At 48.4% G+C, this 26020-nt stretch carries 22 protein-coding genes and 1 tRNA gene; 16 read left to right on the top strand and 7 right to left on the bottom strand.

Translation table 11 applies throughout. The annotated features are described in order from the left end of the window. Entirely contained in the window at positions 1-1539 is a 1539-nt protein-coding gene (locus BQ9893_RS05405; RefSeq protein WP_075965070.1) for an alpha-N-arabinofuranosidase, read from the top strand. A 125-nt stretch (positions 1540-1664) separates the two neighbouring features. Then, the gene (locus BQ9893_RS05400; RefSeq protein WP_075965069.1) at positions 1665-2576 is read left to right on the top strand and encodes a nucleotidyltransferase family protein; all 912 of its coding nucleotides are present in this window, start codon (positions 1665-1667) and stop codon (positions 2574-2576) included. A gap of 140 nt (positions 2577-2716) precedes the next feature. Here the strand turns inward: BQ9893_RS05400 and BQ9893_RS05395 are convergent, their stop codons facing one another. Next, positions 2717-4003 (bottom strand): DcaP family trimeric outer membrane transporter, encoded by a 1287-nt coding sequence (locus BQ9893_RS05395; protein ID WP_075965068.1) that lies wholly within the window; start codon positions 4001-4003, stop codon positions 2717-2719. Positions 4004-4130: 127 nt separating this feature from the next. Here BQ9893_RS05395 and BQ9893_RS05390 point away from each other — a divergent pair, with 127 nt between their 5' ends. The 5 genes from BQ9893_RS05390 to BQ9893_RS05370 are packed head-to-tail and all read left to right on the top strand — an operon-like array spanning position 4131 to position 9841. Then, a complete protein-coding gene (locus tag BQ9893_RS05390) occupies positions 4131-4802 on the top strand; it encodes a peptidylprolyl isomerase (protein WP_075965428.1) in 672 nt (223 codons plus the stop codon). Between the two features lie 10 nt (positions 4803-4812). Continuing rightward, positions 4813-5574 carry a peptidylprolyl isomerase gene (locus tag BQ9893_RS05385; protein WP_075965067.1) on the top strand — a complete coding sequence of 254 codons (762 nt, stop codon included), beginning with the start codon at positions 4813-4815 and terminating at the stop codon, positions 5572-5574. After that, complete coding sequence (locus tag BQ9893_RS05380) at positions 5571-6905, top strand: MATE family efflux transporter (RefSeq protein WP_075965066.1); 1335 nt, start codon at positions 5571-5573, stop codon at positions 6903-6905. Before BQ9893_RS05385 ends, BQ9893_RS05380 begins: the two co-directional genes overlap by 4 nt. Before the next feature lie 3 nt (positions 6906-6908). Next, complete coding sequence (locus BQ9893_RS05375; protein WP_075965065.1) at positions 6909-8906, top strand: fructose-1,6-bisphosphatase; 1998 nt, start codon at positions 6909-6911, stop codon at positions 8904-8906. Between the two features lie 11 nt (positions 8907-8917). After that, a complete protein-coding gene (locus BQ9893_RS05370) occupies positions 8918-9841 on the top strand; it encodes a DMT family transporter (RefSeq protein ID WP_075965064.1) in 924 nt (307 codons plus the stop codon). 38 nt (positions 9842-9879) lie between these two features. Here the strand turns inward: BQ9893_RS05370 and BQ9893_RS05365 are convergent, their stop codons facing one another. Further along, the gene (locus tag BQ9893_RS05365) at positions 9880-10812 is read right to left on the bottom strand and encodes an Rpn family recombination-promoting nuclease/putative transposase (protein WP_075965063.1); all 933 of its coding nucleotides are present in this window, start codon (positions 10810-10812) and stop codon (positions 9880-9882) included. A gap of 524 nt (positions 10813-11336) precedes the next feature. Between BQ9893_RS05365 and thrA the strand changes: the two genes are divergently transcribed. The 3 genes from thrA to thrC are packed head-to-tail and all read left to right on the top strand — an operon-like array spanning position 11337 to position 16328. Beyond that, positions 11337-13775, top strand: a complete 2439-nt coding sequence (thrA, locus tag BQ9893_RS05360) for a bifunctional aspartate kinase/homoserine dehydrogenase I (protein ID WP_075965062.1) — start codon at positions 11337-11339, stop codon at positions 13773-13775. Positions 13776-13815: 40 nt separating this feature from the next. Beyond that, positions 13816-15018 (top strand): cofactor-independent phosphoglycerate mutase, encoded by a 1203-nt coding sequence (locus BQ9893_RS05355; RefSeq protein WP_075965061.1) that lies wholly within the window; start codon positions 13816-13818, stop codon positions 15016-15018. Then, on the top strand, positions 15015-16328 hold the full coding sequence (thrC, locus tag BQ9893_RS05350) for a threonine synthase (RefSeq protein ID WP_075965060.1): 1314 nt from the start codon (positions 15015-15017) through the stop codon (positions 16326-16328). Before BQ9893_RS05355 ends, thrC begins: the two co-directional genes overlap by 4 nt. Positions 16329-16435: 107 nt before the next feature. On the opposite strand, the gene BQ9893_RS05345 is transcribed toward thrC, so the two are convergent. Next, positions 16436-16873, bottom strand: coding sequence for a DUF695 domain-containing protein (locus BQ9893_RS05345; RefSeq protein WP_075965427.1), 438 nt, complete (start codon positions 16871-16873; stop codon positions 16436-16438). 85 nt (positions 16874-16958) lie between these two features. Here BQ9893_RS05345 and BQ9893_RS05340 point away from each other — a divergent pair, with 85 nt between their 5' ends. From BQ9893_RS05340 to BQ9893_RS05325, 4 genes are all read left to right on the top strand, one after another. Next, positions 16959-17456: a GNAT family N-acetyltransferase gene (locus BQ9893_RS05340; protein ID WP_075965059.1), complete on the top strand. Its 498-nt coding sequence runs from the start codon at positions 16959-16961 to the stop codon at positions 17454-17456. Between the two features lie 55 nt (positions 17457-17511). Further along, positions 17512-18384: an EamA family transporter gene (locus BQ9893_RS05335; RefSeq protein WP_075965058.1), complete on the top strand. Its 873-nt coding sequence runs from the start codon at positions 17512-17514 to the stop codon at positions 18382-18384. A gap of 49 nt (positions 18385-18433) precedes the next feature. Continuing rightward, entirely contained in the window at positions 18434-19009 is a 576-nt protein-coding gene (locus tag BQ9893_RS05330) for a Crp/Fnr family transcriptional regulator (RefSeq protein ID WP_075965057.1), read from the top strand. Positions 19010-19098: 89 nt separating this feature from the next. Beyond that, complete coding sequence (locus tag BQ9893_RS05325; protein ID WP_075965056.1) at positions 19099-19692, top strand: sugar O-acetyltransferase; 594 nt, start codon at positions 19099-19101, stop codon at positions 19690-19692. Between the two features lie 56 nt (positions 19693-19748). On the opposite strand, the gene BQ9893_RS05320 is transcribed toward BQ9893_RS05325, so the two are convergent. The 4 genes from BQ9893_RS05320 to BQ9893_RS05305 form a co-directional block, all read right to left on the bottom strand. Then, positions 19749-20699 (bottom strand): transporter, encoded by a 951-nt coding sequence (locus BQ9893_RS05320; RefSeq protein WP_075965055.1) that lies wholly within the window; start codon positions 20697-20699, stop codon positions 19749-19751. Positions 20700-20864: 165 nt separating this feature from the next. Beyond that, the gene (gene gcvT / locus BQ9893_RS05315; RefSeq protein WP_075965054.1) at positions 20865-21950 is read right to left on the bottom strand and encodes a glycine cleavage system aminomethyltransferase GcvT; all 1086 of its coding nucleotides are present in this window, start codon (positions 21948-21950) and stop codon (positions 20865-20867) included. Positions 21951-21967: 17 nt separating this feature from the next. After that, positions 21968-23197, bottom strand: a complete 1230-nt coding sequence (gene pepT, locus BQ9893_RS05310; RefSeq protein ID WP_075965426.1) for a peptidase T — start codon at positions 23195-23197, stop codon at positions 21968-21970. A gap of 112 nt (positions 23198-23309) precedes the next feature. Further along, a complete protein-coding gene (locus BQ9893_RS05305) occupies positions 23310-24716 on the bottom strand; it encodes an amidophosphoribosyltransferase (RefSeq protein ID WP_075965053.1) in 1407 nt (468 codons plus the stop codon). A gap of 489 nt (positions 24717-25205) precedes the next feature. Between BQ9893_RS05305 and BQ9893_RS05300 the strand changes: the two genes are divergently transcribed. Together BQ9893_RS05300 and BQ9893_RS05295 are read left to right on the top strand one after the other, a co-directional pair. Beyond that, positions 25206-25279 (top strand) — tRNA-Thr (locus BQ9893_RS05300). 205 nt (positions 25280-25484) lie between these two features. Further along, positions 25485-26015: a DUF4199 domain-containing protein gene (locus tag BQ9893_RS05295; RefSeq protein ID WP_075965052.1), complete on the top strand. Its 531-nt coding sequence runs from the start codon at positions 25485-25487 to the stop codon at positions 26013-26015. The last annotated feature ends 5 nt before the right edge of the window (positions 26016-26020 follow it).

Below are 26020 nucleotides of genomic sequence, written 5' to 3'. Positions count from 1 at the left end.
ATGAAAACAGTATTAGCAAGTTTAATGGCAGCCGCCGTGCTGCCCCTCTTCGCCCAGAAAGACGCGAGCATCCGTATCTATCCTGAGCAGGGAAACCAACTGATCAGCAAACATATCTACGGTCAATTTGCCGAGCACCTCGGAACCTGCATCTATGGCGGGCTTTGGGTCGGCCCTGAATCTGAAATACCCAATACGCAAGGCTACCGCAACGACGTGCTGAATGCCTTAAAAGAGCTGAAAATCCCCAACCTCCGCTGGCCGGGCGGCTGCTTTGCCGACGAATACCACTGGATGGACGGGATCGGTCCGAAGGAAAACCGCCCCAAGATGGTGAACAACAACTGGGGCGGCACGATCGAAGACAACAGTTTTGGTACACATGAATTCCTGAACCTCTGCGAACTGTTAGGTTGTGAACCTTACATCAGCGCCAATGTCGGCAGCGGAACCGTCGAAGAGATGGCCAAGTGGGTCGAATATATGACATCGGAAGGAGACAGCCCGATGGCCCGCCTGCGCCGGCAAAACGGACGCGACAAGGCATGGAAAGTCAAATTCATCGGTGTCGGCAACGAAAGCTGGGGATGTGGCGGAAGCATGCGCCCTGAATATTACGCCGACCTCTACCGCCGCTACTCCACTTACTGCCGTAATTACGACGGGAACCGACTTTTCAAGATCGCCAGTGGTGCCAGCGACTACGACTACAACTGGACGGAAACGCTGATGAAAAACGTGGGCGGCCGCATGGACGGTATATCCCTGCACTATTACACGGTGACGGGATGGAATGGCAGCAAAGGATCGGCTACGGATTTCAACAAAGACGATTACTACTGGACAATGGGCAAATGTCTTGAAATAGAAGATGTCGTCAGGAAACATATCCAGATCATGGACAAATACGACCCGCAGAAGAAAATCGGTCTGATGGTGGACGAGTGGGGAACCTGGTGGGACGAAGAACCGGGCACGATCAACGGCCACCTGTACCAGCAGAACACCATGCGCGACGCTTTCGTGGCAGCCCTTACCCTGAACGTGTTCCACAAATATACGGATCGCGTCCGGATGACCAACATCGCTCAGATTGTCAACGTGCTCCAATCCATGATCCTGACGAACGGCCCGAAGATGTTGCTCACGCCGACCTACTATGTTTTCCAGATGTACAACGTGCACCAGGATGCCACATTCCTGCCGATGGACCTGATTTGCGATAAAGCCAAAGTGCGCGACAATCGCGAAGTGCCGATGGTTAGCGCCTCTGCTTCCAAAGACAAGAACGGACATATCCATATCTCTTTGGCCAATGTAGATGTCGACAACGCCCAAAACATCACCCTCGACCTGCAGGGGCAGAAGATAAAGAGTGTGAACGGACGTATCCTGACCTCCGCATCCATCAACGACCACAACACCTTCGAGAAACCGGATGTCGTAAAACCGGCGACCTTCAACGGTGCGAAAATAGAAAAGGGACAACTCAAAATCGACCTGCCTGCCAAATCGATTGTCGTGCTGGAAGTGGAATGAACATGGCGTTGTTTGTAGTATCAGGTCAGGAGTAAATGAATAAATCATAAATCATAAATCAAAAATCATATTTATTTTCTACTTTTGTCCGAAGAAAACAAAAACACTATATAAACTTGAAAATTATGAAACCTACATTATTCTTATTGGCTGCCGGAATGGGAAGCCGCTATGGAGGCTTGAAGCAATTAGACGGACTGGGGCCTAACGGCGAAACAATCATGGATTATTCTATCTACGATGCTATCCATGCCGGTTTCGGCAAACTTGTTTTCGTTATCCGTAAAGATTTCGAACAGGATTTTCGCGACAAAATCCTCTCCAAATATGAAAGTCACATCCCGTGTGAACTGGTATTCCAGGCATTGGACAACCTGCCCGAAGGATTCACCTGCCCGGCAGAACGTACCAAACCGTGGGGAACGAACCATGCAGTCATGATGGGTGCCGACGTGATCAAAGAACCGTTTGCCGTTATCAACTGCGACGACTTCTATGGTCGCGACTCTTTCCAAGTAATGGGCAAGTTCCTTGCCTCCCTGCCGGAAGGTTCTAAGAATGTGTACTCAATGGTAGGTTTTCGTGTAGGCAACACATTGAGCGAAAGCGGTACAGTATCACGCGGTATCTGTAGTACAGATGAAAACCATCTGTTGACATCCGTTGTCGAACGTACCAAGATCCAGCGCATCGACGGAGAAGTGAAATACATCGACGACAACGGCGAATGGACAGCTACCCCCGACACGACCCCGGTAAGCATGAACTTCTGGGGCTTCACTCCTGATTACTTCGCTTACAGCCAGGAATTCTTCAAGACTTTCCTGAGCGATCCGAAGAACATGGAAAACCTGAAGAGCGAATTCTTCATTCCGCTGATGGTTGATAAATTGATCAATGACAAGACGGCTACGGTCGAAGTGTTAGATACCGCCAGCAAATGGTTCGGTGTCACCTATCCGGAAGACCGCCAGGAAGTAGTAGACAAGATCCAAGCATTGGTCAATGCCGGTGAATATCCTGCTAAATTGTTCTAAGCAAACAAGATCAAGTCCAATAAAAAAGAATCCCCGCAGTGTTTTCTGTTTCACTGCGGGGATTTTATTGTTCACTATGATAATGTTTCACATTTTGACAGGTTTAAACCATAAATCATCATTTAAAGGTTCAAATATTCTTAGAAACTATACTGTACCGCCAGATTCACCCGGTTGGCATGACGTGTATCGCCGTTGAAATCCGTACGCCAACCACGTAGATATTCGGCACCGGCCTGCAGGTTGGAAGTGATGTTCCAAAAAAGTGTGGCATTCAGATACTGACCATAGCGGTACTGTCCGGAAGGAGTGGCCGGATAACCGTCATGGCTGTACAGGCGTGACTGCCCGTATGTGCTGGTGACAAACACTTTCGGAGAGAAATTATACTGCATCCCGGCAAACCATCCCATCATCGGGAGCACCTGCATCTTCCCATTCTTTTCAGGGTTCGGAGCCATATCGACATTCAACATGCTCATATCGTTCAGGAACTGTCCGATCCCCTTGCCATACACACCCTGTCCATAGACCTGCAAACGATTCGTCACATTGAAGGTAGCAGAAGCCAGTACACCCCATCCGATCTCCGACTCCGCCTTGCGAGCAGTCAAATTGTCGTAACTCATACTGCGAATGATAGCCGCTGCCCGGAAATGGCTTTTAGGGTTCCAACCGTACTGCACGTAGACCGGGAAGTTCGGCATCCGCTGCTTGGCAATGCTGACATGATCATTCGTCAGACCGTCCACAACCGGCATTTCCACGCCGATACCGGCTTTCAAGCCCTTGGCAAGTGCATGTTCGTAACGGATCTGCGTGGCATGATAGATCGACATCCCGTTAGGACCGGCGAAATCAATCGTAGCAGGCACATTGCCCAAGTCCATGAACGAACCGTAATCGTAGCCTGCCGTAAAACCACGCGCCGACACATAAGCATTCCTCAACTCGAATATCTTACCGCTACCTCCCCGGAAGTTGCCGGCGGTATACACTACGAAATCGCCCAACAAGTCCGTATGTCCGACCAGTTTCAAAAAGATGGAACTCGTAGTGGCGTCCATCTGGAACTGGTTCCGCACGTACGACTGCCCCTTACCGGGAATCAATGCCGGATAAAAATCTATATTATCGGAAATACCGCCAAAATCATATTCGGCTGCCAGTTTCACATATCCTCCGATACCGAGTGCAAAACGGCCTTTCCGGTCAGTCAACAGGAAACGAGGCTCTTTCGGTTCGTGGAAACGAGGACTTTGCGTCTCATTCATGATCCGGATAATTTCGTTGCCTGCCTTATCGATGGAGACAAACATGACCGAGTTAGGTTCGTTATCCTCAACCACAACTTTCTGAGCGTGGGAATGGACAGAAACCAGTCCCATTCCGAGCAGTAGAACTGCGCTTTTCAACAATGTTTTCATAAATGTGCTTTTTGTTTAGATGAATTACCAACTTGAACAGATACCGACGGAAAAGGTTGTGTTAAATGATTGCTTTAACGAGTAAATATCACTATTTTTGTTGCCATAATATAAAAATAAGATGAAGATGAAAAAGCTGTTTGCTATATGCTTAGTGGTCCTTTCGGCCCTTATATCCGTTCATTTGCAAGCGCAAGAGGTTGAAACGCTGGTACTGATCGACACCGATATGGGAAAGATCAAAGTGAAACTCTTTAATGATACACCCCAGCACCGTGACAATTTTATCAAGAACGTGAACGAGCACCGCTACGACGGGTTGTTGTTCCACCGTGTCATCAAGCAATTTATGGTGCAAGCGGGCGACATCAATTCAAAGGATGCTCCAATTGAACAACATTTAGGTGATGGTGACCTGGGCTACACCATTCCAGCAGAGATCGTGTACCCGAAGTATTTCCATAAACGCGGCATGTTCGCCGCCGCCCGTACAGGCGATGAAGAGAATCCCGAACGCGCCTCGTCGGCTACCCAGTTCTATATCGTAACCGGCAAGTTCTTTACGGAAATGGAACTCGACAAGATGGAAAAGGAACAAGGCATCACCCTCACCCCCGAACAGCGTCAAGCCTATATGCTGGAAGGCGGCACACCTCATCTGGATGGCAAATATACGATCTTCGGCGAAGTCGTAAGCGGCATGAAAGTAGTCGACAAGATCCAGTTTACCGAGACTAACGCAGAGGACCGTCCCGTCAAGAACATCAAGATCAAATCAATGAAGATAGTCAACAAATAAACAACAAAGAATGGAAACGAAAGAAACATCAGTGGTGATGGACACCACGCTCGGAAAGATAAAAATCAAATTATACAACGATACTCCGCAACACCGCGACAATTTCATCAAGCTGGCGAAAGCCGGACAATACGACGGCCTGCTGTTCCACCGCGTCATCAAAGACTTTATGGTACAAGGTGGCGACGTAACATCCAAAGATGCCCCGATGAACAAGCCGTTAGGAGCCGGAGACTTGGGCTATACCGTTCCGGCGGAGTTCAACTATCCCAAATATTTCCATAAAAAAGGCGCCCTGTGTGCCGCACGTACCGGAGACGAAGTGAATCCTGAAAAAGCATCGTCAGCCTCGCAGTTTTATATCGTCACGGGTAAGAAATATTCGGAAGCCGAACTTGGCCAGATGGAAAAGCAATTGGAGGGGCGTCTGAAACAAGCCATCTTCAGCCGCCTCCAGACGGAAAACAAGCCCAAGATCATGGAGCTCTACCGCAGCGGCAACAAAGAAGAGCTCGCTGTGCTCCGCGACACTCTGATCGGCAAGACCGAACTGGAGGCCGAAAAACGGAAAGACGAGACGAAGATGCCCGCCGAACTGCGTGAAACCTACAAGACGATCGGCGGCGTGCCCTTCCTCGACAATCAATACACCGTATATGGCGAAGTGGTGGAAGGTCTGGACGTGGTAGACGCAATTCAACAAGTAAAGACCAACAAACAAGACCGCCCGATGGAAAATATAGTAATCAAGTCGGTAGAGGTTTTGGAATGATGCAGTTTTCGGTATACAAGAAACATTACAAAGAAACGATACGCCTGGGTGTCCCGATCATGTTGGGACAGCTGGGCATTATTATTGTAGGCTTCGCCGACAACATCATGGTTGGGCATCACAGCACGGCAGAGCTGGCTGCCGCATCCTTCGTCAACAACTTCTTCAACCTTGTGTTTATTGCAGGAATGGGATTCTCCTACGGGCTGACGCCCATCATCGGAGGCTATTTTGCGCGAAAAGAATATGCCAAGGCGGGTGAGACACTGAAAAACAGCCTTTGCATCAATTTTGCCGTGGGGCTGACGCTCAGTCTCTGCATGTTGGTACTGCTCTTGAACATCCACATCCTGAAACAGCCGGAAGAGCTGATGCCCTATATCGTACCCTACTACATATTGCAGCTTTTTTCGGTTATCTTCACCATGTTGTTCAACTCGTTCAAACAGTTCAGCGACGGCACGACAGACACGGTCACCCCGATGTGCGTCATGTTAGGAGCTAACGTGCTCAACATCATCGGGAACTACCTATTGATATACGGCAACTTCGGATGTCCCGAATTGGGGCTTACCGGCGCCGGCATCTCGACGCTCGCCAGCCGCATCCTGACATTCGTCATATTCTGCATCCTGTTTACCCGACATTCCCGTTACAAACTTTACAGAGAAGGATTCAAGAAAGGGACAATCAACCGGACAAGCATAGGCAATCTGGCCCGCCTCGGTTTGCCGGTCGGCTTTCAGATGGGAGTCGAGACTGGTTCATTCAGCCTAAGCGTCATCATGATGGGTTGGCTGGGAAGCACAGCTCTTGCCGCCCACCAGGTAGCAGGCGTGATCACCACGCTCGGCTTCATGGTCTATTACGGCATAGCAGCAGCGGTCGCCATACGGGTAAGCAACTTCCGAGGGTGGAACGACTGGCCTGCCATACGGCACGCATCCTTTGCCGGGTTGCATCTGGTCATGGGAACGGCAACCATCGTAGTCCTCTTGATCTTTATCTTCCGCAACAATATGGGATATATCATCACACCGGAAAAAGAGGTGGTCGAACTGGTCGCCCTGCTCGCCTGGTCAATAATCCTGTACCAGGCAGGCGACGGGCTGCAAATCCTCTTCGCCAACGCCCTGCGCGGCATCTCTGATGTCAAATACATGGCCTATATGGCTTTCTTCTGCCACTTCGGGCTGGCACTCCCCATCGGTTACCTGTGCGGATTCACCTTCGGCTGGGGAGCCATCGGTGTTTGGTGTGGCTTTCCGATCAGTCTGACCACACTCGGACTGTTACTTTGGAGACGTTTCAATCGATTGACAAAAAAATAGTGTATGACTAAAGATATAACAGCAGAACATGTATTAAACGACCTGCGCTACCTGACGCTGTTGGCACGCAGCTTTCCGACGGTGGCAGATGCCTGTACGGAAATCATCAACCTGGAGGCCATCCTGAACCTGCCGAAAGGGACGGAGCATTTCCTGTCCGACATTCACGGTGAGTACCAAGCTTTCAACCATGTGCTAAAGAATGCCTCCGGTGCGATCAAACGTAAAGTAAACGAGATATTCAGCAACACGCTGCGCGATTTCGAAAAGAAGGAACTGTGCACGCTGATCTACTACCCGGAACAGAAACTGGAACTGATCCGGCAGTACGAAAAAGACCTGGACGACTGGTATCTGATCACCCTGAACCAACTGGTGCGCGTATGCCGGAACGTATCGTCCAAATATACGCGTTCAAAAGTGCGTAAGGCCTTGCCGAAGGAGTTCTCCTATATCATCCAGGAACTGCTTCACGAGTCGAGCGACGAGCCGAACAAATCTGCTTATGTAGACCAAATCATCAACACGATCATCTCGACCGGCCGCTCAAACGACTTCATCATCGCCATGTGTAACCTGATCCAACGCCTGACAATCGATCTGCTGCACATCATCGGTGACATCTACGACCGTGGACCGGGTGCCCACATCATCATGGACACACTTTGCGACTACCATAACTTCGATATCCAGTGGGGTAACCATGACATCCTCTGGATGGGAGCCGCTGCCGGCAATGCGGGTAGCATCGCCAACGTGATCCGCATGTGCATGCGCTACGGCAACCTGGCGACTTTGGAAGACGGCTACGGCATCAACCTCCTGCCCCTGGCGACATTCGCAATGGAAGTCTATGGAGATGATCCCTGCGAACTGTTCATCCCGCGCACGAACGCATCGGATGTGACTTTCGACGAAAAGACAACCCAACTGATCGCCCGCATGCACAAGGCGATTACAATCATACAGTTCAAAGTGGAGGGCGAGATCATCCGCCGCCGTCCGGAATTCGGGATGGACGACCGTCTGTTGCTCCACCACATCGACCTCCGCCATGGGACGATCCGCATTGAAGGAAAGGAATATGAGTTGAAAGACAAAAACTGGCCGACCCTCAACGCTAAAGATCCCTATGCCCTCTCCATCGAGGAGGAAGAACTGATGCGACGTATCAAACATTCGTTCGAATGCAGCGAGAAACTGAAAAAGCATATGCGCTGCCTGTTCACGCATGGCAGCATGTACCAAGTCTGCAACTCCAACTTGCTCTTCCACGCCTCCGTCCCGATGAACCCGGACGGAACACTCAAGGCTGTCAGAATCGAAGGGACGGAATATAAAGGCAAAAGTCTGCTGGACAAAGCAGACCAGTTGGTACGTACCGCCTATTTCGATGCCGACGACAGTCCGGAGAAGGACTTTGCAATGGACTACATCTGGTACCTCTGGGAAGGCAAGGACTCTCCTCTTTTCGACAAGAGCCGGATGGCGACTTTCGAACGTTGCTTCATTGACGACAAATCGGTACAGAAGGAAGAAAAAGGCGCCTACTATTCCCTCAGGGAAGAAGAATCAGTCTGCGACATGCTGTTAGACGAATTCGGCGTCACCGGCCAGCACCGCCACATCATCAACGGGCATGTCCCCGTACGCTCCATCCAAGGTGAGAATCCGATCAAAGCGAACGGCAAACTGCTTGTCATTGACGGAGGCTTCTCCAAGGCCTACCACCCGGAGACAGGCATTGCCGGTTATACCTTGGTCTACCATTCGCGTGGCTTCCAACTCGTGCAACACGAACCATTCCTGTCGGCCGACCAGGCCATCAAGGAAGGCAAGGACATCCGCTCCACCACCATCGTCGTGGAGCTGAACTCCCATCGCCAGATGGTCAAGGATACAGACAAGGGAGTGGACCTGCAACAGCAGATCCATGATCTGGAAAAACTCCTTTATGCGTTCCGCAACGGATTTATCAAAGAAAAAGAACGTTATAAATAAGAACATCTATCATGAACAGCGAGAAACTGAAAGGTCACATCCTGATATTGATAACCAACATCCTGTTTGCCGTCAACATGCCGATATCCAAATATCTGCTGCCGGCACACGTTCCCCCCGAAGGTCTTACGATCATGCGCATGGCTTTCGCCTGCGTGATGTTCTGGATCGTGTCTCTCTTCACGGTAAAAGAGAAAGTGCCGTTGAAAGACTTAGGGATGCTTTTTGTCTGTGCTCTTTGTGGGGTGGGAATCAATCAAGGGTTGTTCATCGTCGGGCTGAACCGTTCTTCTCCTGTCGATGCCTCCATCATCGCCACCGCCGTGCCGATCTTCGTTCTGCTGTTGGCGGCCGTCATACTGAAGGAGCCGATCACCCGAAAAAAATCATTCGGGGTGTTCATGGGAGTCAGCGGCGGTCTGTTGCTTGTCTTCAATTCTACACATGCCACGGACAGTATCAGCAGTCTCGACGGTGACGTGATGATGATTGTCAGCGGGTTGATGTACGCCATCTACCTGGTTCTGTCGAAACCGCTTTCCCTGCGCTATTCATCGGTCACAATGATGAAGTGGATGTTCTTGTTCACAACGCTGACATTGGTTCCTTTCACCTTCCGGCATGTGCTCGATGCTCCCGCTTTCCACCGTGAAACGTTGGATTTTACAGAATTAAGCGCGATCTTCTACGTCCTCTTCGGGGCGACGTTCCTCCCCTATCTACTCATCCCGATGTCGTTGAAGCGAATCCGCCCGACAACAGTCAGCATGTACAACTATGTGCAACCGATCGTCGCCTCGTTCATCGCCGTCATGATCGGGCAAGACACTCTTTCTTGGCAGAAATTCCTGTCGGCGATCCTGGTCTTCATAGGTGTTTATCTCGTGACACAGAGCAAAAGCCGGGAAGATATGGACCGGGAACAGAACACGTAACCGGTCAATCAACAAAACCATGCAGAGGAACGTCCTGCCTATAGTTTTTCGATCTCATCGGCCGTCAGACCGGTGCAGTTTGAAATAGCGACGGCATCCATCCCCATCTGCTTCATGTTGGTAGCAGCTTGGCGCATGGCTTTCGTTTCCCCCTCGGCGAGTCCTTCAGCCTTTCCTTCGGTAAGGCCTTCCCATTTGGCATTCTCAATAGCGTCTTCCAGGATCACAACATTGGTGAGATGTTCTTCATAGGCATAGCGTTCTCCACGGGTCATGGAGTCGTATTTCAATTTCTCACGGGCTTCGCGAAGGCCAGGGACAGTCGTGTCCGGACGAATTGTACCATCTTTCAGGTATTCGATCCATTCGTCGAGCGGAGTACTCGCTACCTTGTCGAACTCGTTCACGCGGATCAATATGTATTCGGGAAAGATTTCGGCCGGTAGGCGGGGGATGACAGCGTCGCGATCGCGTGTGTTGATACGTAACTGATCTCCGGTGTGAACACCGATGAAGTGATTCTGCCCGTGATAGAAATAGTCCGTCCCGACACCGAGGTCGAAATAAAGGATGCTGATGGAATATACCTTCTTCACTTTCTGGTAACTCTCGCCCAAAGATATATGTTCGGTGATAGCTTTAGCAACACCGTAGAGGATACGTTCGAGATAATACAGTTCGCGGGTGTTCTGGACTTCTACGATGATGATTTCGCCTTTGCTGTTCAAAGCCTTGACATCGACACGGTTGAATTTATCGTCGAAAGCCGTCTGGTTGCCTTCGCTTTCGAGGATTTCCAATATCTTGACCTCTTCGCCTATCATAACAGTCAGGAAACCTTCAAGCACGCCAAAGTTGGCTTTCTGGCGCAATAAACGCTTGATAGCCCAATCGAAACGGATATACCTATCCTGCAACTCTCTTCTTTCCATCTCTTCCATGATTTTCAGATCTGATTCTTCTTTTTTCATAGTTAATGTTTTTTATTTGTTATATGATTCATCAAATGTACGCATTATCCACGAACAGGCAATAATACAGCCGGGAAGTTTTGCACAATGCAGTAAAATACATCAGCAGTCACGTTTCCTCCCTGGTATCTGGAATTTTAACATAGCACCTTCGTTTTGCCGTCAGATTGAACTTTTATCTGTCAGATTTCAACTTTTACTTAAAAAAATGCTTGCATTTGAAAAATAATGCGTAATATTGCCGACGTAAATATAAACACAAGAAAAATCGCAAATGACATTAACAGGTTTCACATATCATACCTGGGCACTGACAATGACCCCTTGGGGGGTTTAGCATATACAAACAAACAAGTGCGGAGACCACGTCCCGCTTTGTTGCAATTCTCACATTGCACTTGCGTTTTTTTTCAAATCAATCAATAATTATTAGTAAATAACTGACATTCTCAAACCGGCATGCAGTTCTGTTTATAAACTGCCGATTGTCGATTTCCGATTGTCGACTAAACAAATACATATCGATGAAAGTATTGAAATTCGGCGGAACATCCGTAGGTTCCGTGGATAGCATTCTGAGTGTAAAGAAGATAGTAGAGGCTATTGAAGAGCCTGTAATCGTTGTAGTATCCGCCTTAGGGGGGATCACGGACAAACTGCTGAAGACAGCCTCGATGGCGGCAAACGGAGATGTAGCCTACGAAAGAGAGTTTTCCGAAATCGTAACCCGCCATCTCGACGTCATACAAGGTGTTATTCCCGACCAAACAAAGCGGATCGAAGTGCAGAAGCAAGTGATGGCTTTGCTCGACGAACTGGGTAATATTTACAAAGGTGTGTATCTCATCAACGACCTGTCTGCCAAGACTTCCGACACGATCGTCAGCTACGGCGAGCGTATCTCCTCGCTGATCGTTTCGAATGTGATAAACGATGCCAAACTGTTCGACTCGCGCAAATTCATCAAGACGGTCAAACAATTCAACAAGCATATCGTTGATTTCGAATCAACAAACAAGCTGATCGAAGAAACATTCAACCCGTTACCCAAAGTATCGCTGGTACCCGGTTTCATCTCTTCCAGCAAGGAAGGGGAAGTGACCAACCTCGGACGAGGAGGTTCCGACTATACCGCCTCCATCCTGGCAACGGCTTTAGGTGCACGCCGGCTGGAGATCTGGACGGATGTGGACGGCTTCATGACAGCCGACCCGCGTGTGATCAGTTCGGCCTACGTCATCGACCGGCTGACCTTTACGGAAGCGATGGAGCTGTGTAACTTCGGGGCAAAGGTGATTTATCCTCCTACAATCTACCCGGTCTACCACAAAAACATACCGATCCGCATCCTGAATACCTTCAACCCGACAGCAAGGGGTACTTATATCTCCAAAGAACGTGTACCGGATGACAGCAAAGCGATCATCAAAGGTATCTCGTCTATCAACGACACCTGCCTGATTACGGTACAAGGTTTGGGCATGGTGGGGGTTATCGGTGTCAACTACCGTATTTTCAAAACATTGGCCAAGAACGGCATCAGTGTGTTTATGGTGTCGCAGGCCAGTTCGGAAAACAATACGACGTTTGCCGTCCGAAATGCAGACGCCGACCTGGCGGTCAAAGTCCTGGACGAAGAGTTCGCACTTGAACGCGCCCAAGGCGACATGAGCGACACGGTAGCGGAAAAGGATCTGGCAACCGTCGCTATCGTAGGCGAAAACATGAAGCGCACTCCCGGTATTGCTGGCAGGCTATTCGGAACATTGGGTAGCGCAGGTATCAGCGTGATCGCCTGTGCACAAGGTGCATCCGAAACGAACATTTCGTTCGTCATCAAACTGAAGTACCTGCGTAAAGCATTGAACTCCATCCACGATTCCTTTTTTCTCTCCCAATACAAGGTGTTAAACCTTTTCATCGCAGGTGTCGGCACAGTCGGTGGCAATTTGTTGGAACAGATCCGCATCCAGCAACCGAAGCTGATGCAGCAGAACGGGCTGAAGCTGAATGTAGTCGGCATAGCCAACAGCAAGCATGCCATCTTCTGCCGTGAAGGGCTGAAACTGGAAACCTGCATCGACGAACTGAAAAAGAACGGACAAGAAAGTTCGCCCGAACATCTGAAAGAAGAGATTCTGAAGATGAATATCTTTAACTCGGTGTTCGTGGATTGCACGGCTAACCAGGCAGTCTCCGATCTATACGAAACATTACTGAACAACAACGTATCAGTCGTTGCGGCAAACAAGATCGCCGCATCCTCTTCATACGAAAACTATATCAAACTGAAAGAAACGGCCCGCCACCGTGGCATCAAGTTCCTGTTCGAAACAAATGTCGGAGCCGGACTGCCGATCATCAACACGATGAACGACCTGATCAACAGCGGCGACCATATCTTGAAACTGGAGGCTGTCCTTTCCGGTACACTCAACTATATCTTCAACACATTGAGCGCGGACATTCCTTTCAGCAAAGCGATCATGATGGCAAAAGAAGAAGGATATTCCGAACCGGACCCCCGTATCGACCTGAGCGGCAAGGATGTGATCCGCAAACTGGTGATCCTGGCACGCGAAGCCGGTTACAAAGTGGAGCAGGAAGATGTGAAGCGCAACCTTTTCATTCCCGAAAACTATTTCGAAGGTTCGCTGGATGATTTCTGGCGCAACATACAGGGACTGGACGCCCAGTTTGAAGAAAAGCGCCAACAACTAGAAGCAGAAGACAAGCATTTCCGTTTCGTCGCCAAGATGGAAAACGGAGCCTGCGAGGTCGGTTTGCAGGAGGTTGATGCACACCATCCGTTCTACGAACTGGAAGGCAGCAACAACATCATCATGATCTCTACCGAACGCTACCATGAGTATCCTATGATCATCAAAGGATATGGAGCCGGAGCCGATGTTACGGCAGCCGGAGTCTTCGCTGATATTATTTCGATTGCTAACATCCGTTAAACAATTGTCAATTGATAATTGACAATTATGAAAGACTGATATGAAAAGTATAATCATCTTGGGAGACGGTATGGCCGACGAGCCGATAGAAGCTTTGGGCGGCAAGACCCCGATGCAGTATGCGGACACTCCCTATATGGACAAACTGGCCGAAATGGGGGTTACCGGACGTATGAAGACCGTTGCCGACGGTTTCCATCCTGGAAGTGAAGTGGCGAATATGGCCGTATTAGGTTACGACCTCCCGACCGTCTACGAAGGGCGGGGCGTGCTGGAAGCGGCCAGCATCGGATATGACCTGAAACCGGGTGAAATGGCCATGCGCTGTAACCTGGTCTGCGTGGAAGGCGACATTCTGAAGAACCATTCATCCGGCCATATCACCACGGAAGAAGCAAATGAACTGATCTGCTTTCTGAACGAACAGTTTGGGTCCGACCGCATACATTTCTATACCGGTGTGTCTTACCGCCATCTGTTAGTGGTGAAAGGAGGCGACAAACGCCTGGATTGCACTCCCCCGCACGATGTGCCTCTCCATCCCTTCCGCCCCTTGATGATCAAGCCGGAAGTCCCCGAAGCACAAGAAACGGCCGAGCTGCTGAACGACCTGATCCTGAAATCGCAGGAGATACTGAAAGACCACCCCGTCAACCGCCGGCGTATCGCCATCGGGAAAGACCCGGCAAACAGCATATGGCCCTGGTCGCCGGGATATCGTCCGGCTATGCAGACCATGCAGGAAATGTATGGCTTCAAGCAGGGGGCCGTCATCTCGGCCGTCGATCTGATACGGGGCATAGGCGTATATGCCGGATTGAAGGTGATCGATGTGGAAGGTGCTACCGGGCTCTACGACACGAACTATGAAGGAAAGGCGCATGCCGCTCTCGAAGCATTGAAGACAAACGATTTTGTCTACCTGCATGTCGAAGCCAGCGACGAAGCCGGACACGAAGGGGATGTCGATCTGAAAATCCGGACCATCGAGGATCTGGACAAACGAGCCATCGGCATTATCTTCGAAGAGTTGCAGAAATGGGATGAGCCGGTGGCGATTGCCGTCCTACCCGACCATCCGACTCCTTGTGCCATCCGCACGCATACGAACATTCCCGTCCCATTCCTCATCTATAAACCGGGACAAGAGCCTGACGGCGTGACACGTTTCGACGAGTTCTCCGTACTGGAAGGGAAATACGGCATATTAGAGAAAGACGAATTTATAAAAGAATTAGTATGAACTATTACAGCACGAACAAGCAAGCACCGCTTGCCTCACTGGAAGAAGCCGTCGTAAAAGGTCTTGCAGGTGACAAAGGGTTATATATGCCGGAACACATCCGGCCTTTGGACAAAGATGTGATTTCCGATCTCAAAAACAAATCGTTCCATGAAATCGCCTGTACGGTAGCACGGGCTTTCTTCGGGGAAGATATAGAGCCGGAAACGCTCGATGCGATCGTCCGGGACACGCTCTCGTTCGAGACACCGGTCGTCCCCGTACGCGACAATATCTACAGCCTTGAACTATTCCACGGCCCGACTTTGGCTTTTAAGGATGTTGGAGGGCGCTTCATGGCCCGCCTGTTAGGTTATTTCATCCAGAAAGAGGGCTTGAAACAGGTGAACGTATTAGTGGCCACATCCGGAGATACGGGGAGTGCCGTTGCAAACGGTTTTCTCGGCGTACCGGGCATTCACGTATATGTACTCTATCCGAAAGGGAAAGTTAGCCCGATCCAGGAATGCCAGTTCACCACGCTCGGACAAAACATCACGGCACTGGAAGTAGACGGGACATTCGACGACTGCCAGGCATTGGTCAAGTCAGCCTTCATGGACGAAGAGTTGAACCGCCACATGAAACTGACCTCTGCCAACTCTATCAATGTGGCGCGTTTCCTTCCGCAATCATTCTACTACTTCAACGCGTATGCCCAACTGGACAAGGCGGGCAAAGCGGACGAACTGGTCGTATCCGTCCCCAGTGGGAACTTCGGCAATATCACAGCCGGATTGTTCGCCCACCGGATGGGGTTGCCGATCAAACGCTTCGTGGCAGCCAACAACCGCAACGATGTATTCCTGGAATATCTCCGTACGGGTGTCTACACGCCGCGCCCTTCCGTCCCGACCATTGCCAATGCGATGGATGTCGGCGATCCGAGTAACTTCGCCCGTATCCTGGACTTGTACGGCAAGAACGGTAACCCGCATGCGGAAATCTGCCAACTGATCAGTGGTTACCGTTTCACGGACGAAGAGATCGGGACTACCATGAAGCAGGTGTACGACGAGACCGGTTACATATTGGACCCGCACGGTGCTTGCGGCTATCAGGCATTGATAGAAAGCGGGCTGTCCCCAAACGAAACAGGCCTGTTCCTTGAAACCGCCCATCCGGCGAAGTTCAAAGGGACGGTAGACAAAATACTGGAGGCCGACATCGAAATCCCCGCCAAACTGAAAGCCTTCATGCAAGGAGAAAAACAAAGCGTCGGGATGGACAAGGACTTCGAAAGTTTCAAATCTTATTTATTAAAACAATAATATTCGGCTTACCTCCAAAAGCCACTGTGTTATTGTGGAAACAGCCTTGTTCCTGTGTCAAGCGCGGGAACAAGGCTGTTTTTTATCTTTTCCGTACGGGCGAAATCTCATTCAATGGCCCATTCTTTCATCTCGTACATATCCAAATATTCCTCCCATTCGGGGTCTACCTCCGTATAGATAGAGAGCGGCAACATTTCAAACGGGGCCAGAGCTTCGTTCAACCGTTCGCCAAAGACGCGGACAGTCCGGGTATAATATACCCATACCCTCTCTCCGCCTCCGGTATAAACACCGGTCAGAATCGAGAGTTTGTCCTTTTCCATTGCCTTACGCAAAACTTCCTGTACCTCTTCCATCTTTTCGGCAAGCGTTTCGGAAGGCATTCCTTTGTCGTCACCTTCATATTTCCAGGTGATTTCCACCCGCTCTTTGAACTTGCCCGACTGAATAAATTCAGTTAATTCATCACGACCGGAAACGGTGACCAGTTGTCCGGATTCATTCTCCGAAAGAGCAGTAAACCATTCGTTGCTTAATCTCATACCTATATTAATTATTTTACAAAAATAGGGATTATTTTCCTTCCAATACATTATTTTTGCGACAAGAATACAAGATAATAAAGATATGGTCAGACAGGTGAAACTTCAGGATGCGAAGGCGATCGCGGATATTTATAATGAATATGTAGTGCATAGCGTAGCGACTTTCGACACGGAACCGGTACAGGAAGAAGAAATGCGCACCCGGATTACTGAAATATCTTCATCTTTCCCTTATTTCGTTTATGAGGAGGACAAGAAAATCGTCGGTTATTGTTATGCCCATACATGGAAAGAGCGTGCTGCCTACCGCTATACGCTGGAAACGACCGTTTATCTGTCTTCCGGGCATACCGGAAAAGGGATCGGCACGCTCCTGATGCAAAAACTGATTGAAGCATGTCGCGAAAATGGCTATTGCGCTTTGATAGCCTGCATCACGGAGGGGAACGAAGCCAGTAACATCTTGCATGAAAGACTTGGGTTCAAACAAGTCTCCCGCTTCAAAAAGGTAGGCTTGAAGTTCGACCGTTGGCTGGACGTCATAGACTATGAACTTCTGCTGGCCCCGACTCACGGCTGACAGAAATGTCTTTAACCGAAAAACTATATTTTATTCTAATGCATCTAATGGACAAATGTTAGCAACAGCCTTCTCACTCATTCTGCGTATCCTATCCAATCCGATAGGAAATGTTTTTCAGAAGAAATTGACCGAACAACAAAACCATCCGCTGCTGGTCAATTTCCTGACTTTTTTCATATTGAGCATTCTTTGTATCGTTCCGGCATGGAGGCAAGATTGGGGACAGGTATCTGAACTAAGCTGGTATTACGGAATCATTGCCGGAGTGTTCGGTGCAATAGGCAATGGTTTTTTAGTCAAAGCGCTACAGGGCGGAGACCTTTCGATTTTAGGACCGATCAATTCCTACAAATCGGTAGTAGGCATTTTAGTCGGTATTGTTTTCCTGCACGAAATTCCCAATATCTGGGGTATAGCCGGCATCATCCTAATTATTTACGGCAGCTACTTCGTATTAGACACAATGCAAGAGCGTTTCTCCTGGAGACTATTAAAAAACAAGGATATACAGTATCGTATCGCGGCAATGGTATTGACAGCCATCGAAGCTATATTTATAAAGAAAGTCATTCTTTATTCCTCTACCATGGTTTCTTTTTTCTTTTGGTGCTGGTTCGGGACGTTTTTCTCTTTTATACTTCTTTTCTTTTTCAAAGTTCGTTTTCTGAAAGAACTGAAACAGATAAAATGCCATCATTTGCCGGCATACGGTTGTTTGGTCCTATGCATCGGAACCATGCAATACACGACAAACTATGTCTTCTCGCACATGAATGTCGGATATGCTTTGGCTCTATTCCAATTATCCACCTTAGTAAGCATCATCTTAGGATATCGGATATTCAAAGAACAGAATATCAAAAAGAAATTGCTGGGTGCAATAATCATGGTCATCGGTTCAGGGGTGATTATTTTGCTAAACTAACGGGCTGGCTACAAGTCCAATGATAATATTCAAATAAAAGTCACCAACAATGAACAATATAATCAGAAAAATAAAAGAATATTATCCGATGCAGGATGATTCATTAAACCTCTTAAAAGAGAATCTGAGACCACAGTTGTTCCCTGCCAAAACCATTATTGTACAAGCCAACCATTTAGACAAGCATATTTATTTCATAGAAAAAGGCATGACACGCTCATACATCCTGCATAACGGAAAAGAAATAACCACATGGTTCTCTTTGGAAGGTGATGTCACCTGCGGCTCATGGGATTTGTACAGGAACAAAGCCGGATTTGAATATGTAGAGACTCTGGAAGATACATTGGTTTATTCCATCTCCATAGAAACATTAAACGTCCTGTATAAATCAAACATCGATATAGCCAATTGGATGAGAGTTCTCCAACAGGAGAACTTCCTCAAACTGCAAGATACTCATATCCGCAGGTTGAACTGGTCTGCCAAAGAACGGTATGAACATTTTGTGCAAGAATATCCCACTCTTTTCCAACGGGCCAACTTAGGATATATCGCATCCTTCTTAGGTATGACACAACAATCGTTAAGCAGGATAAGAAAGGCTTTTTTTAACATAGGGTAAATTTACTGTAAACCCAAATGTTTTATTTTGTAGACAAAAACTCACACTTTATGGAAAGCAATGAACTATTTTTATTAAAATACTAAGACATGAAAACAGAATTGGAAAAATGTTTGGCAGGAGAAGTATTCAATGGTGGTGATAAGGAATTGGCAACAATGGCATTGAATGCTAAAAGATTACTAAAAGAATTGAACAATACGGATTATGCTGATGTAGAACTGAAAAGAAACATCTTACAGAAATTATTCGGTAAAATAGGTGAAAATGTTCATTTAGATATTGATTTCCACTGTGAATACGGGAAACATATTTTTGTTGGCAATCAGGTAGTCATCAACATGAATTGCACATTTGTAGATAACAATATCATTGAAATCGGCAATAACGTACTGATAGCCTCCAATGTGCAGCTATATACCGCTACCCATTCAACGAAAGTGCACGAAAGGATAATGAATGATGAGGAGATAAAGACAGGAATCTGCAAAACGTATGCGTTACCTATAAAAATTTGTGATGGCGCATGGATTGGAGGAGGAAGCATTGTTTTACCGGGCGTAACTATTGGTAAAAACAGTGTTATCGGAGCCGGAAGCGTTGTCACTCGTTCTATTCCTGATAATTGTGTTGCCGTAGGAAACCCATGTAGGGTTATAAAGTATATTGATAATGAAATATAAGCATATAACATTTGTATTAGAAGGCATTTTTCGCCATACATATTATCTTACTTTCATTATTTTATTTCATTCCTCCTCTTTTTCCAAAGCTGGTAGCTGTTAAAAATGTTTTGCCACAGGACGTATGATCCGGGGCCGACCGATGAAAGAGGGTCCAGATAGGTATAGGCCATCCAGATGGCGAGTACGGTGTTTTTCTGGCCGAGGGCCTGCCCGGCACTGATGCGGTCGGAATAGCGGGTCCCGATCCTTTTGCCCAAATAGAACTGGATGGCGCAGGTGACGAACCCGGCTAAGGCTATCAGCATCTCCACTCCTGCCGGAGCACTGCTTTCGGCAAGAGACTTCACGGTCTGCGCCGTCACGATGGCAAGCGCGACACCCCAGAGATAGAAGGCAAGATCGCGGAAACCCAACAGATAATGATGCAGCCTCGGTAGGAAATAGCGAAACAGCATCGCCAGGAAAAACGGACAGAGCAGCAAGGGGAACACCTTACTCAATATCTTCAGGAAAGCAGCCATAAAGGTTATATCGGCATGGGGTTCTACCAACGGGAACATCAGCGGGACGATTACCGCCGCCAGGATGTTCGACAACAACGTGTAAGTCGTCAGGCTGGACGCGCTCCCTCCCAACTTGCCGGTGATAACAGCCGCTGCCGTAGCCGTCGGGCAGATCAGGCAGACCATCGCACCCTCGAAAACCTCCTTGTAGGCGCCATCCATATGCACAAATATCAACAAAGAGGCCACCAGAGAAGCCGAAACAAGCTGGAACAACAGCAACCATCCATGCCAGGGAGAAGGCAGCAGTTCGTGCGGTTGCACTTTACAGAAAGTCAGCAATAGTTGCGCAAAAATAAGAGCGGGAGTCAGGTAGGCGATAAAAGAATTCATGAACGGTTTTGTCGGCTCCAGAAAAGCGAAATTGGCAAAAGCAAAATACCCCAATGCTCCGGCAAGCATCGCAACGGGCAATGTCCAGTTTTTCAGAAAATTCAACATAGAAATATCCTCTTTTTTATTCGGGATGCAAACTTACAAAACATCTCCCATTTCCCCCACTATAATCACAACAAAATCCGAAGCACGACAAAACCCATAGGGTTACGGTGGCTAAAGCTATGCTTTACACCTCCTAACCCTATGGGTTTTCCTATCTATCTCGTCTTACTTGCGGAACGGTGCTTTTACGACCTGGGCTTTCAGATTGCGATTCCGGACTTTGATAAAGATTTCGGTCCCGACTTTCGCAAATTCAGGTTTCACATATCCCATACCGATACCTTTTTTCAAGACAGGCGACATGGTTCCGGATGTCACCACCCCGATGATGTTGTCTGCGGCATCTACGATTTCGTAGCCGTGGCGGGGAATACCTTTGTCGACCAGTTCGAAAGCGCACAACTTGCGGCTAACGCCTTCTTTCTTCTGACGTTCCAGTTCGGCACGGTTGGTGAAGTTCTTGCCTTCGGCAAACTTGGTGATCCATCCCAGACCGGCTTCGATCGGCGAAGTAGTGTCGTCGAGGTCGTTGCCGTACAGGCAGAAGCCCATTTCCAGACGCAACGTGTCGCGTGCCCCCAGGCCGATCGGTTTGATACCTTCGGGCTTGCCGGCTTCGAAGATGGCGTTCCAGATCGTCATGGCCTCTTCCGGATAGAAATAAAGTTCGAAACCTCCGGCTCCGGTATATCCCGTATTGGAGATGATGACGTTCTTGCAACCGGCAAACTCGCCTGTCACAAACGAATAGTAAGGGATGGAAGACAGGTCGACCGGAGTCAGACGTTGCAAAACCTCGATGGCTTTCGGACCCTGGACAGCCAGCTGTGCAGTACGGTCGGAAGAGTTCTCCAGTTCCGCCCCTACCGTGTTATGGCTTACGCACCAGTCCCAGTCTTTGGCGATATTGCCTGCATTGACGACCAACAGGTATTTTTCCGGTTCATAATGATAGACCAACAGGTCGTCCACGATACCGCCCTTGTCATTCGGGAAGCAAGTATATTGAGCCTTGCCGATCGGCAACACGGAAGCGTCGTTCGAGGTGATGCTCTGGATGAATGCCAGGGCGTTCGGGCCTTTTACCCAGAACTCGCCCATGTGGGAAACATCGAACACGCCTACACCGTTCACTACGGTCATGTGTTCGTCGATAATACCGGTATACTCGATCGGCATGTTGAAACCTGCAAATTCATGCATTTTGGCACCGAGTGCGATGTGCACGTCGGTAAACGGAGTTGTTTTCATGATTTATGATTTGTGATTTATGATTTATAATTTCCTTTGACTAACAATTCTGCTATTTTAACGACCGTCTCCATGCTCTTTTCAAGCGACTTGACCGGCAGGAACTCATAACGGCCGTGGAAGTTCAACCCGCCGGCGAAGATATTCGGGCAAGGCAGTCCCATGAAAGACAGGCGAGCGCCGTCCGTCCCTCCGCGGATCGGTTTCACCAAAGGCGTGACACCGGCTTCCTTCATAGCATCGAACGCCAGGTCCACGATAAACTTCTTCGGTTCGACCACTTCACGCATATTGTAATACTGGTCGCGCATTTCGAGCGTCGTGCTGCCCGGATGCATCTCGTTCATGCGTTTCACCAACTCGCGCAACAGCTCCTTCTTCTGTTCGAAAGCAGTGCGCACATGGTCGCGTATAATATAGGAAAGGGAAGCCTCTTCGACCGTTCCGCTCATGCCGGTCAGGTGGAAAAAGCCTTCATAGCCGGACGTATGTTCGGGACGCTGTGCGACAGGCAGCCAGGAGGCAAACTCCACCGCCAGCAACGATGCGTTCAGCATCTTGTCTTTGGCATATCCCGGATGCACGTTCAGCCCTTTGAAAACGACTTTGGCTCCGGCAGCATTGAAGTTCTCGTATTCCAACTCGCCGATCTGCCCGCCGTCGATCGTATAGGCCCATTCGCAACCGAACTTTTCGACATCGAAATAGTCGGCTCCGGCTCCTATCTCTTCATCGGGCGTAAACCCGATACGGATCTTGCCGTGTTCGATCTCCGGATGATCTTTCAGGTATTTCATGGCGGCGATGATAGCGGCCACTCCCCCTTTATCGTCTGCTCCCAGCAAAGTCTTGCCGTTGGCCACGATGATGTCCTGTTCCTTATAATCGTTCAGTTCGGGAAACATGAGCGGCGAGAGCACCACGTTCTCTTCGGCACACAACACGATATCGCCTCCCTTATAGTTCACGATACGGGGCTTGACATCCTTGCCCGACATATCGGGACTGGTATCCAAATGGGCGATAAAGCCGATCGTCGGAACTTCCTTTGCCGTATTGGCCGGCAGGGTAGCCATCAGGTAGCTCTTGTCGTCGAGGGTGATATCTTCCAATCCGACCTCTTCCAACTCTTTCACCAATGCTTCGGCAAACACGCGCTGTCCCGGCGTACTGGGGGTCACGCCTGTCGTTTCGCTCGACTCGGTGTCGAACGTCACGTACTTCAAAAATCTATCTGTTACTGTCATAAGCTTATCATTAATGTTACAAGCCATAAAAGTAAACAAAGTGTCATTAACAACAAAAAAATCATGTGCATTTCTGCACATGATTTTCCTTATATCATCCGGTCACATCTCTTTAGAAACAACTGCTTCCGTCGAAACAATGCGTACAGACTTTGCATTTCGGCAAACCGATCGCTTCGATGAGCGTCTCCAGCGTATTGAACTTTAACGAGCTCAGGCCGAAACGTTCGGCAATGATCTGCACCATTTTTTGATATTCAGGCGAATCGGTTGTCGCATATTTCTCCAGGTTCTTGTTCTCGTCTCCTTCCAGTTCTTTGATGATCCGGCGGGTGATCAGTTCAAGGTCGCTCTTCGACGAAGTAAAGCCGATAAATGGGCAACCGTAGATAAGGGGCGGACAGGCAATACGCATATGCACCTCTTTTGCTCCGTAGTCATACAGAATTTTCACGTTGTCGCGAAGCTGTGTCCCACGTACGATCGAGTCGTCACAAAACAGGATACGCTTGCCTTCCAGCATGGCCCGGTTGGGAATCAGTTTCATCTTGGCCACGAGCGAACGCATTTCCTGGTTGGCCGGAGTGAAGCTGCGCGGCCAGGTCGGCGTGTATTTGGCGATAGCCCGATGGTAAGGCGCTCCTTTTCCTTCGGCATACCCCAAGGCCATGCCGACACCCGAATCGGGAATACCGCAGACACAATCCACCTTGCTCTCATCTTTCTTTCCCATCTTGTAGCCACATTGGAAACGGACTTCCTCGACATTCCTTCCCTCATAGCAAGAGACGGGGAAACCATAATAAACCCACAAGAAGGAACATATCTGCATCTTTTCGTTCGGCCGGCGCATCTGCTCGATACCATCGGCACGCATGCACAAGATTTCACCCGGTCCGACAAATCGGTCTATCTCATAATCCAAATTGGGCAAACTGCTCGATTCGCTCGTCGCGGCAAAAGCGCCCTCTTTCTTACCTATAATAATAGGCGTTCGTCCCCACTTGTCGCGTGCCACGATGATGCCGTCTTCCGTAAGCAACAACATGGAGCAGGAACCTTTGATACGGTCATAGACATTTTCTATTCCTTCGACAAAGTTTTTTCCCTGCGTGATCAGCAACGCCACAAGTTCGGTCAGATTCGTCTTGCCCGAACTCAGTTCGGAAAAGTGCATGTTGGCCTTCAGCAAGTCCTGTTCCAACTCATCGACATTATTGATCTTCGCAACCGTCACGATAGCGAACTTTCCGAGATGAGAGTTGATGACGATCGGCTGCGCATCCGTATCGCTGATAATGCCGATACCGGCATTTCCCACAAACTTATCGAGAGAAGACTCGAACTTTGTACGAAAATAAGAACTTTCCAGATTGTGAATCGAACGTGTGAACCCGACCTCCTTATCGTATGTAGCCATACCGCCACGCCGGGTCCCCAGATGAGAATTATAGTCGGTGCCATAGAATAAATCAGTTGAACAGGCCGACTTAGAAATAGTTCCGAAAAAACCACCCATTGTAAATAGTGTTTTTGATTTTTGAATTTGAACGCAAAGGTACAAGATTATTTATAAATCCGAAATATCCTTTCCTTATAAACAAGCTCTACTTTTCAATCTTCTACTATCAAAATAACACAACACCCCGTCTAAATCGAGTTTCAATAGCGGGAAAACAGAATTAGTAGCAAGGGTAATATTTTTTAACATAGCTATTTCACATCATTTTCGCATTTTCACTACCAGAATGACAAATGGTTTTTCCTCACAAGCCCTCCCCACAAGCGCCCTGCATATATTTTTTAACATATCTAAAAGCCAAAGGTTTCCAACCACTTACAAATAAATAACACCCATACTGGCAGAAAACGCTTGCTTTGTAAAAAATAATATCTACTTTTGCACCCGGGTAAGTCCTACACGGCATGCTCCCTCGGAATCCCCCAGGGCTTGACCGCAGCAAGGGTACTTGGTTGTAGCGGCGCGATGTAGTAAGCTTACCCACCTGCCTCTTTAGCTCAGTTGGCCAGAGCACGTGATTTGTAATCTCGGGGTCGTTGGTTCGAATCCGACAAGAGGCTCGAAATAAAAGGACAATTGACAATTGACAATTAAGAAAGATATCTAATTGCGATTGTCAATTGTCTTTTTTTATGTTCAATTGTTAATTATCTGTTAATCGTTCGTTAATTGTCAATTGCCGATTGTCAATTGTCAATTCTAAGCATTGTATATTCTCGTAAAAGGAGTAATTTTGCTGATGAGAACATTAAAAACAGCGTTATCATGGAAGAGAATAAAGGTTTACTGCTGAAATGTGCGATGTCTTATGGCCTGGCTATGGGGATCTATTGGGTAATAAAATATCTGTTCCTCATCTTCGGGTACTCCATTCCCTCGCTTATCCTTATTTATGAAGGCTTGAGCCTTGCCGTTCCTTTCATCGCCTACTACCTGACCAAACGTTACCGGCAGGACATAGGAGGAAGCATCAGTTTCTTCCACGCATGGCGATTCGGCATCATGCTGTACTTCTTCGCTGCCCTGATCGTTTCGATCGAGCATTTCATATTCTTCCAGTTTATCGCTCCGCCCGATTTCCTAAGCAACACGATGACACAGGCTATAGCTATGCTGAAAGAGGCTGACTTCAACAGCGAAATGATCGAAGCCATCAGCCGGACCAACATCACCCCCATCCACATGGCTATTCAAGGTATTTTCAATAATATATTTTACGGGATCATATTATCCATACCGGTAGCAGCACTGATTTGCCGCAAACAAACAGCAAACCCGGTGTCCGAAGAAAAATAAGAAGA

This window comes from Parabacteroides massiliensis (assembly GCF_900155425.1).
GTDB lineage: Bacteria > Bacteroidota > Bacteroidia > Bacteroidales > Tannerellaceae > Parabacteroides > Parabacteroides massiliensis.
Note: the sequence above shows the minus strand (reverse complement) of the source record. Positions and strands in the feature narration are given on the sequence as shown.

Coding starts and splice junctions, on each gene's coding strand:
- BQ9893_RS05405 (WP_075965070.1), top strand. CDS start 1: ATGAAAACAGTATTAGCAAGTTTAATGGCAGCCGCCGTGCTGCCCCTC.
- BQ9893_RS05400 (WP_075965069.1), top strand. CDS start 1,665: ATGAAACCTACATTATTCTTATTGGCTGCCGGAATGGGAAGCCGCTAT.
- BQ9893_RS05395 (WP_075965068.1), bottom strand. CDS start 4,003: ATGAAAACATTGTTGAAAAGCGCAGTTCTACTGCTCGGAATGGGACTG.
- BQ9893_RS05390 (WP_075965428.1), top strand. CDS start 4,131: ATGAAAAAGCTGTTTGCTATATGCTTAGTGGTCCTTTCGGCCCTTATA.
- BQ9893_RS05385 (WP_075965067.1), top strand. CDS start 4,813: ATGGAAACGAAAGAAACATCAGTGGTGATGGACACCACGCTCGGAAAG.
- BQ9893_RS05380 (WP_075965066.1), top strand. CDS start 5,571: ATGATGCAGTTTTCGGTATACAAGAAACATTACAAAGAAACGATACGC.
- BQ9893_RS05375 (WP_075965065.1), top strand. CDS start 6,909: ATGACTAAAGATATAACAGCAGAACATGTATTAAACGACCTGCGCTAC.
- BQ9893_RS05370 (WP_075965064.1), top strand. CDS start 8,918: ATGAACAGCGAGAAACTGAAAGGTCACATCCTGATATTGATAACCAAC.
- BQ9893_RS05365 (WP_075965063.1), bottom strand. CDS start 10,812: ATGAAAAAAGAAGAATCAGATCTGAAAATCATGGAAGAGATGGAAAGA.
- thrA (WP_075965062.1), top strand. CDS start 11,337: ATGAAAGTATTGAAATTCGGCGGAACATCCGTAGGTTCCGTGGATAGC.
- BQ9893_RS05355 (WP_075965061.1), top strand. CDS start 13,816: ATGAAAAGTATAATCATCTTGGGAGACGGTATGGCCGACGAGCCGATA.
- thrC (WP_075965060.1), top strand. CDS start 15,015: ATGAACTATTACAGCACGAACAAGCAAGCACCGCTTGCCTCACTGGAA.
- BQ9893_RS05345 (WP_075965427.1), bottom strand. CDS start 16,873: ATGAGATTAAGCAACGAATGGTTTACTGCTCTTTCGGAGAATGAATCC.
- BQ9893_RS05340 (WP_075965059.1), top strand. CDS start 16,959: ATGGTCAGACAGGTGAAACTTCAGGATGCGAAGGCGATCGCGGATATT.
- BQ9893_RS05335 (WP_075965058.1), top strand. CDS start 17,512: ATGTTAGCAACAGCCTTCTCACTCATTCTGCGTATCCTATCCAATCCG.
- BQ9893_RS05330 (WP_075965057.1), top strand. CDS start 18,434: ATGAACAATATAATCAGAAAAATAAAAGAATATTATCCGATGCAGGAT.
- BQ9893_RS05325 (WP_075965056.1), top strand. CDS start 19,099: ATGAAAACAGAATTGGAAAAATGTTTGGCAGGAGAAGTATTCAATGGT.
- BQ9893_RS05320 (WP_075965055.1), bottom strand. CDS start 20,699: ATGTTGAATTTTCTGAAAAACTGGACATTGCCCGTTGCGATGCTTGCC.
- gcvT (WP_075965054.1), bottom strand. CDS start 21,950: ATGAAAACAACTCCGTTTACCGACGTGCACATCGCACTCGGTGCCAAA.
- pepT (WP_075965426.1), bottom strand. CDS start 23,197: ATGACAGTAACAGATAGATTTTTGAAGTACGTGACGTTCGACACCGAG.
- BQ9893_RS05305 (WP_075965053.1), bottom strand. CDS start 24,716: ATGGGTGGTTTTTTCGGAACTATTTCTAAGTCGGCCTGTTCAACTGAT.
- BQ9893_RS05295 (WP_075965052.1), top strand. CDS start 25,485: ATGGAAGAGAATAAAGGTTTACTGCTGAAATGTGCGATGTCTTATGGC.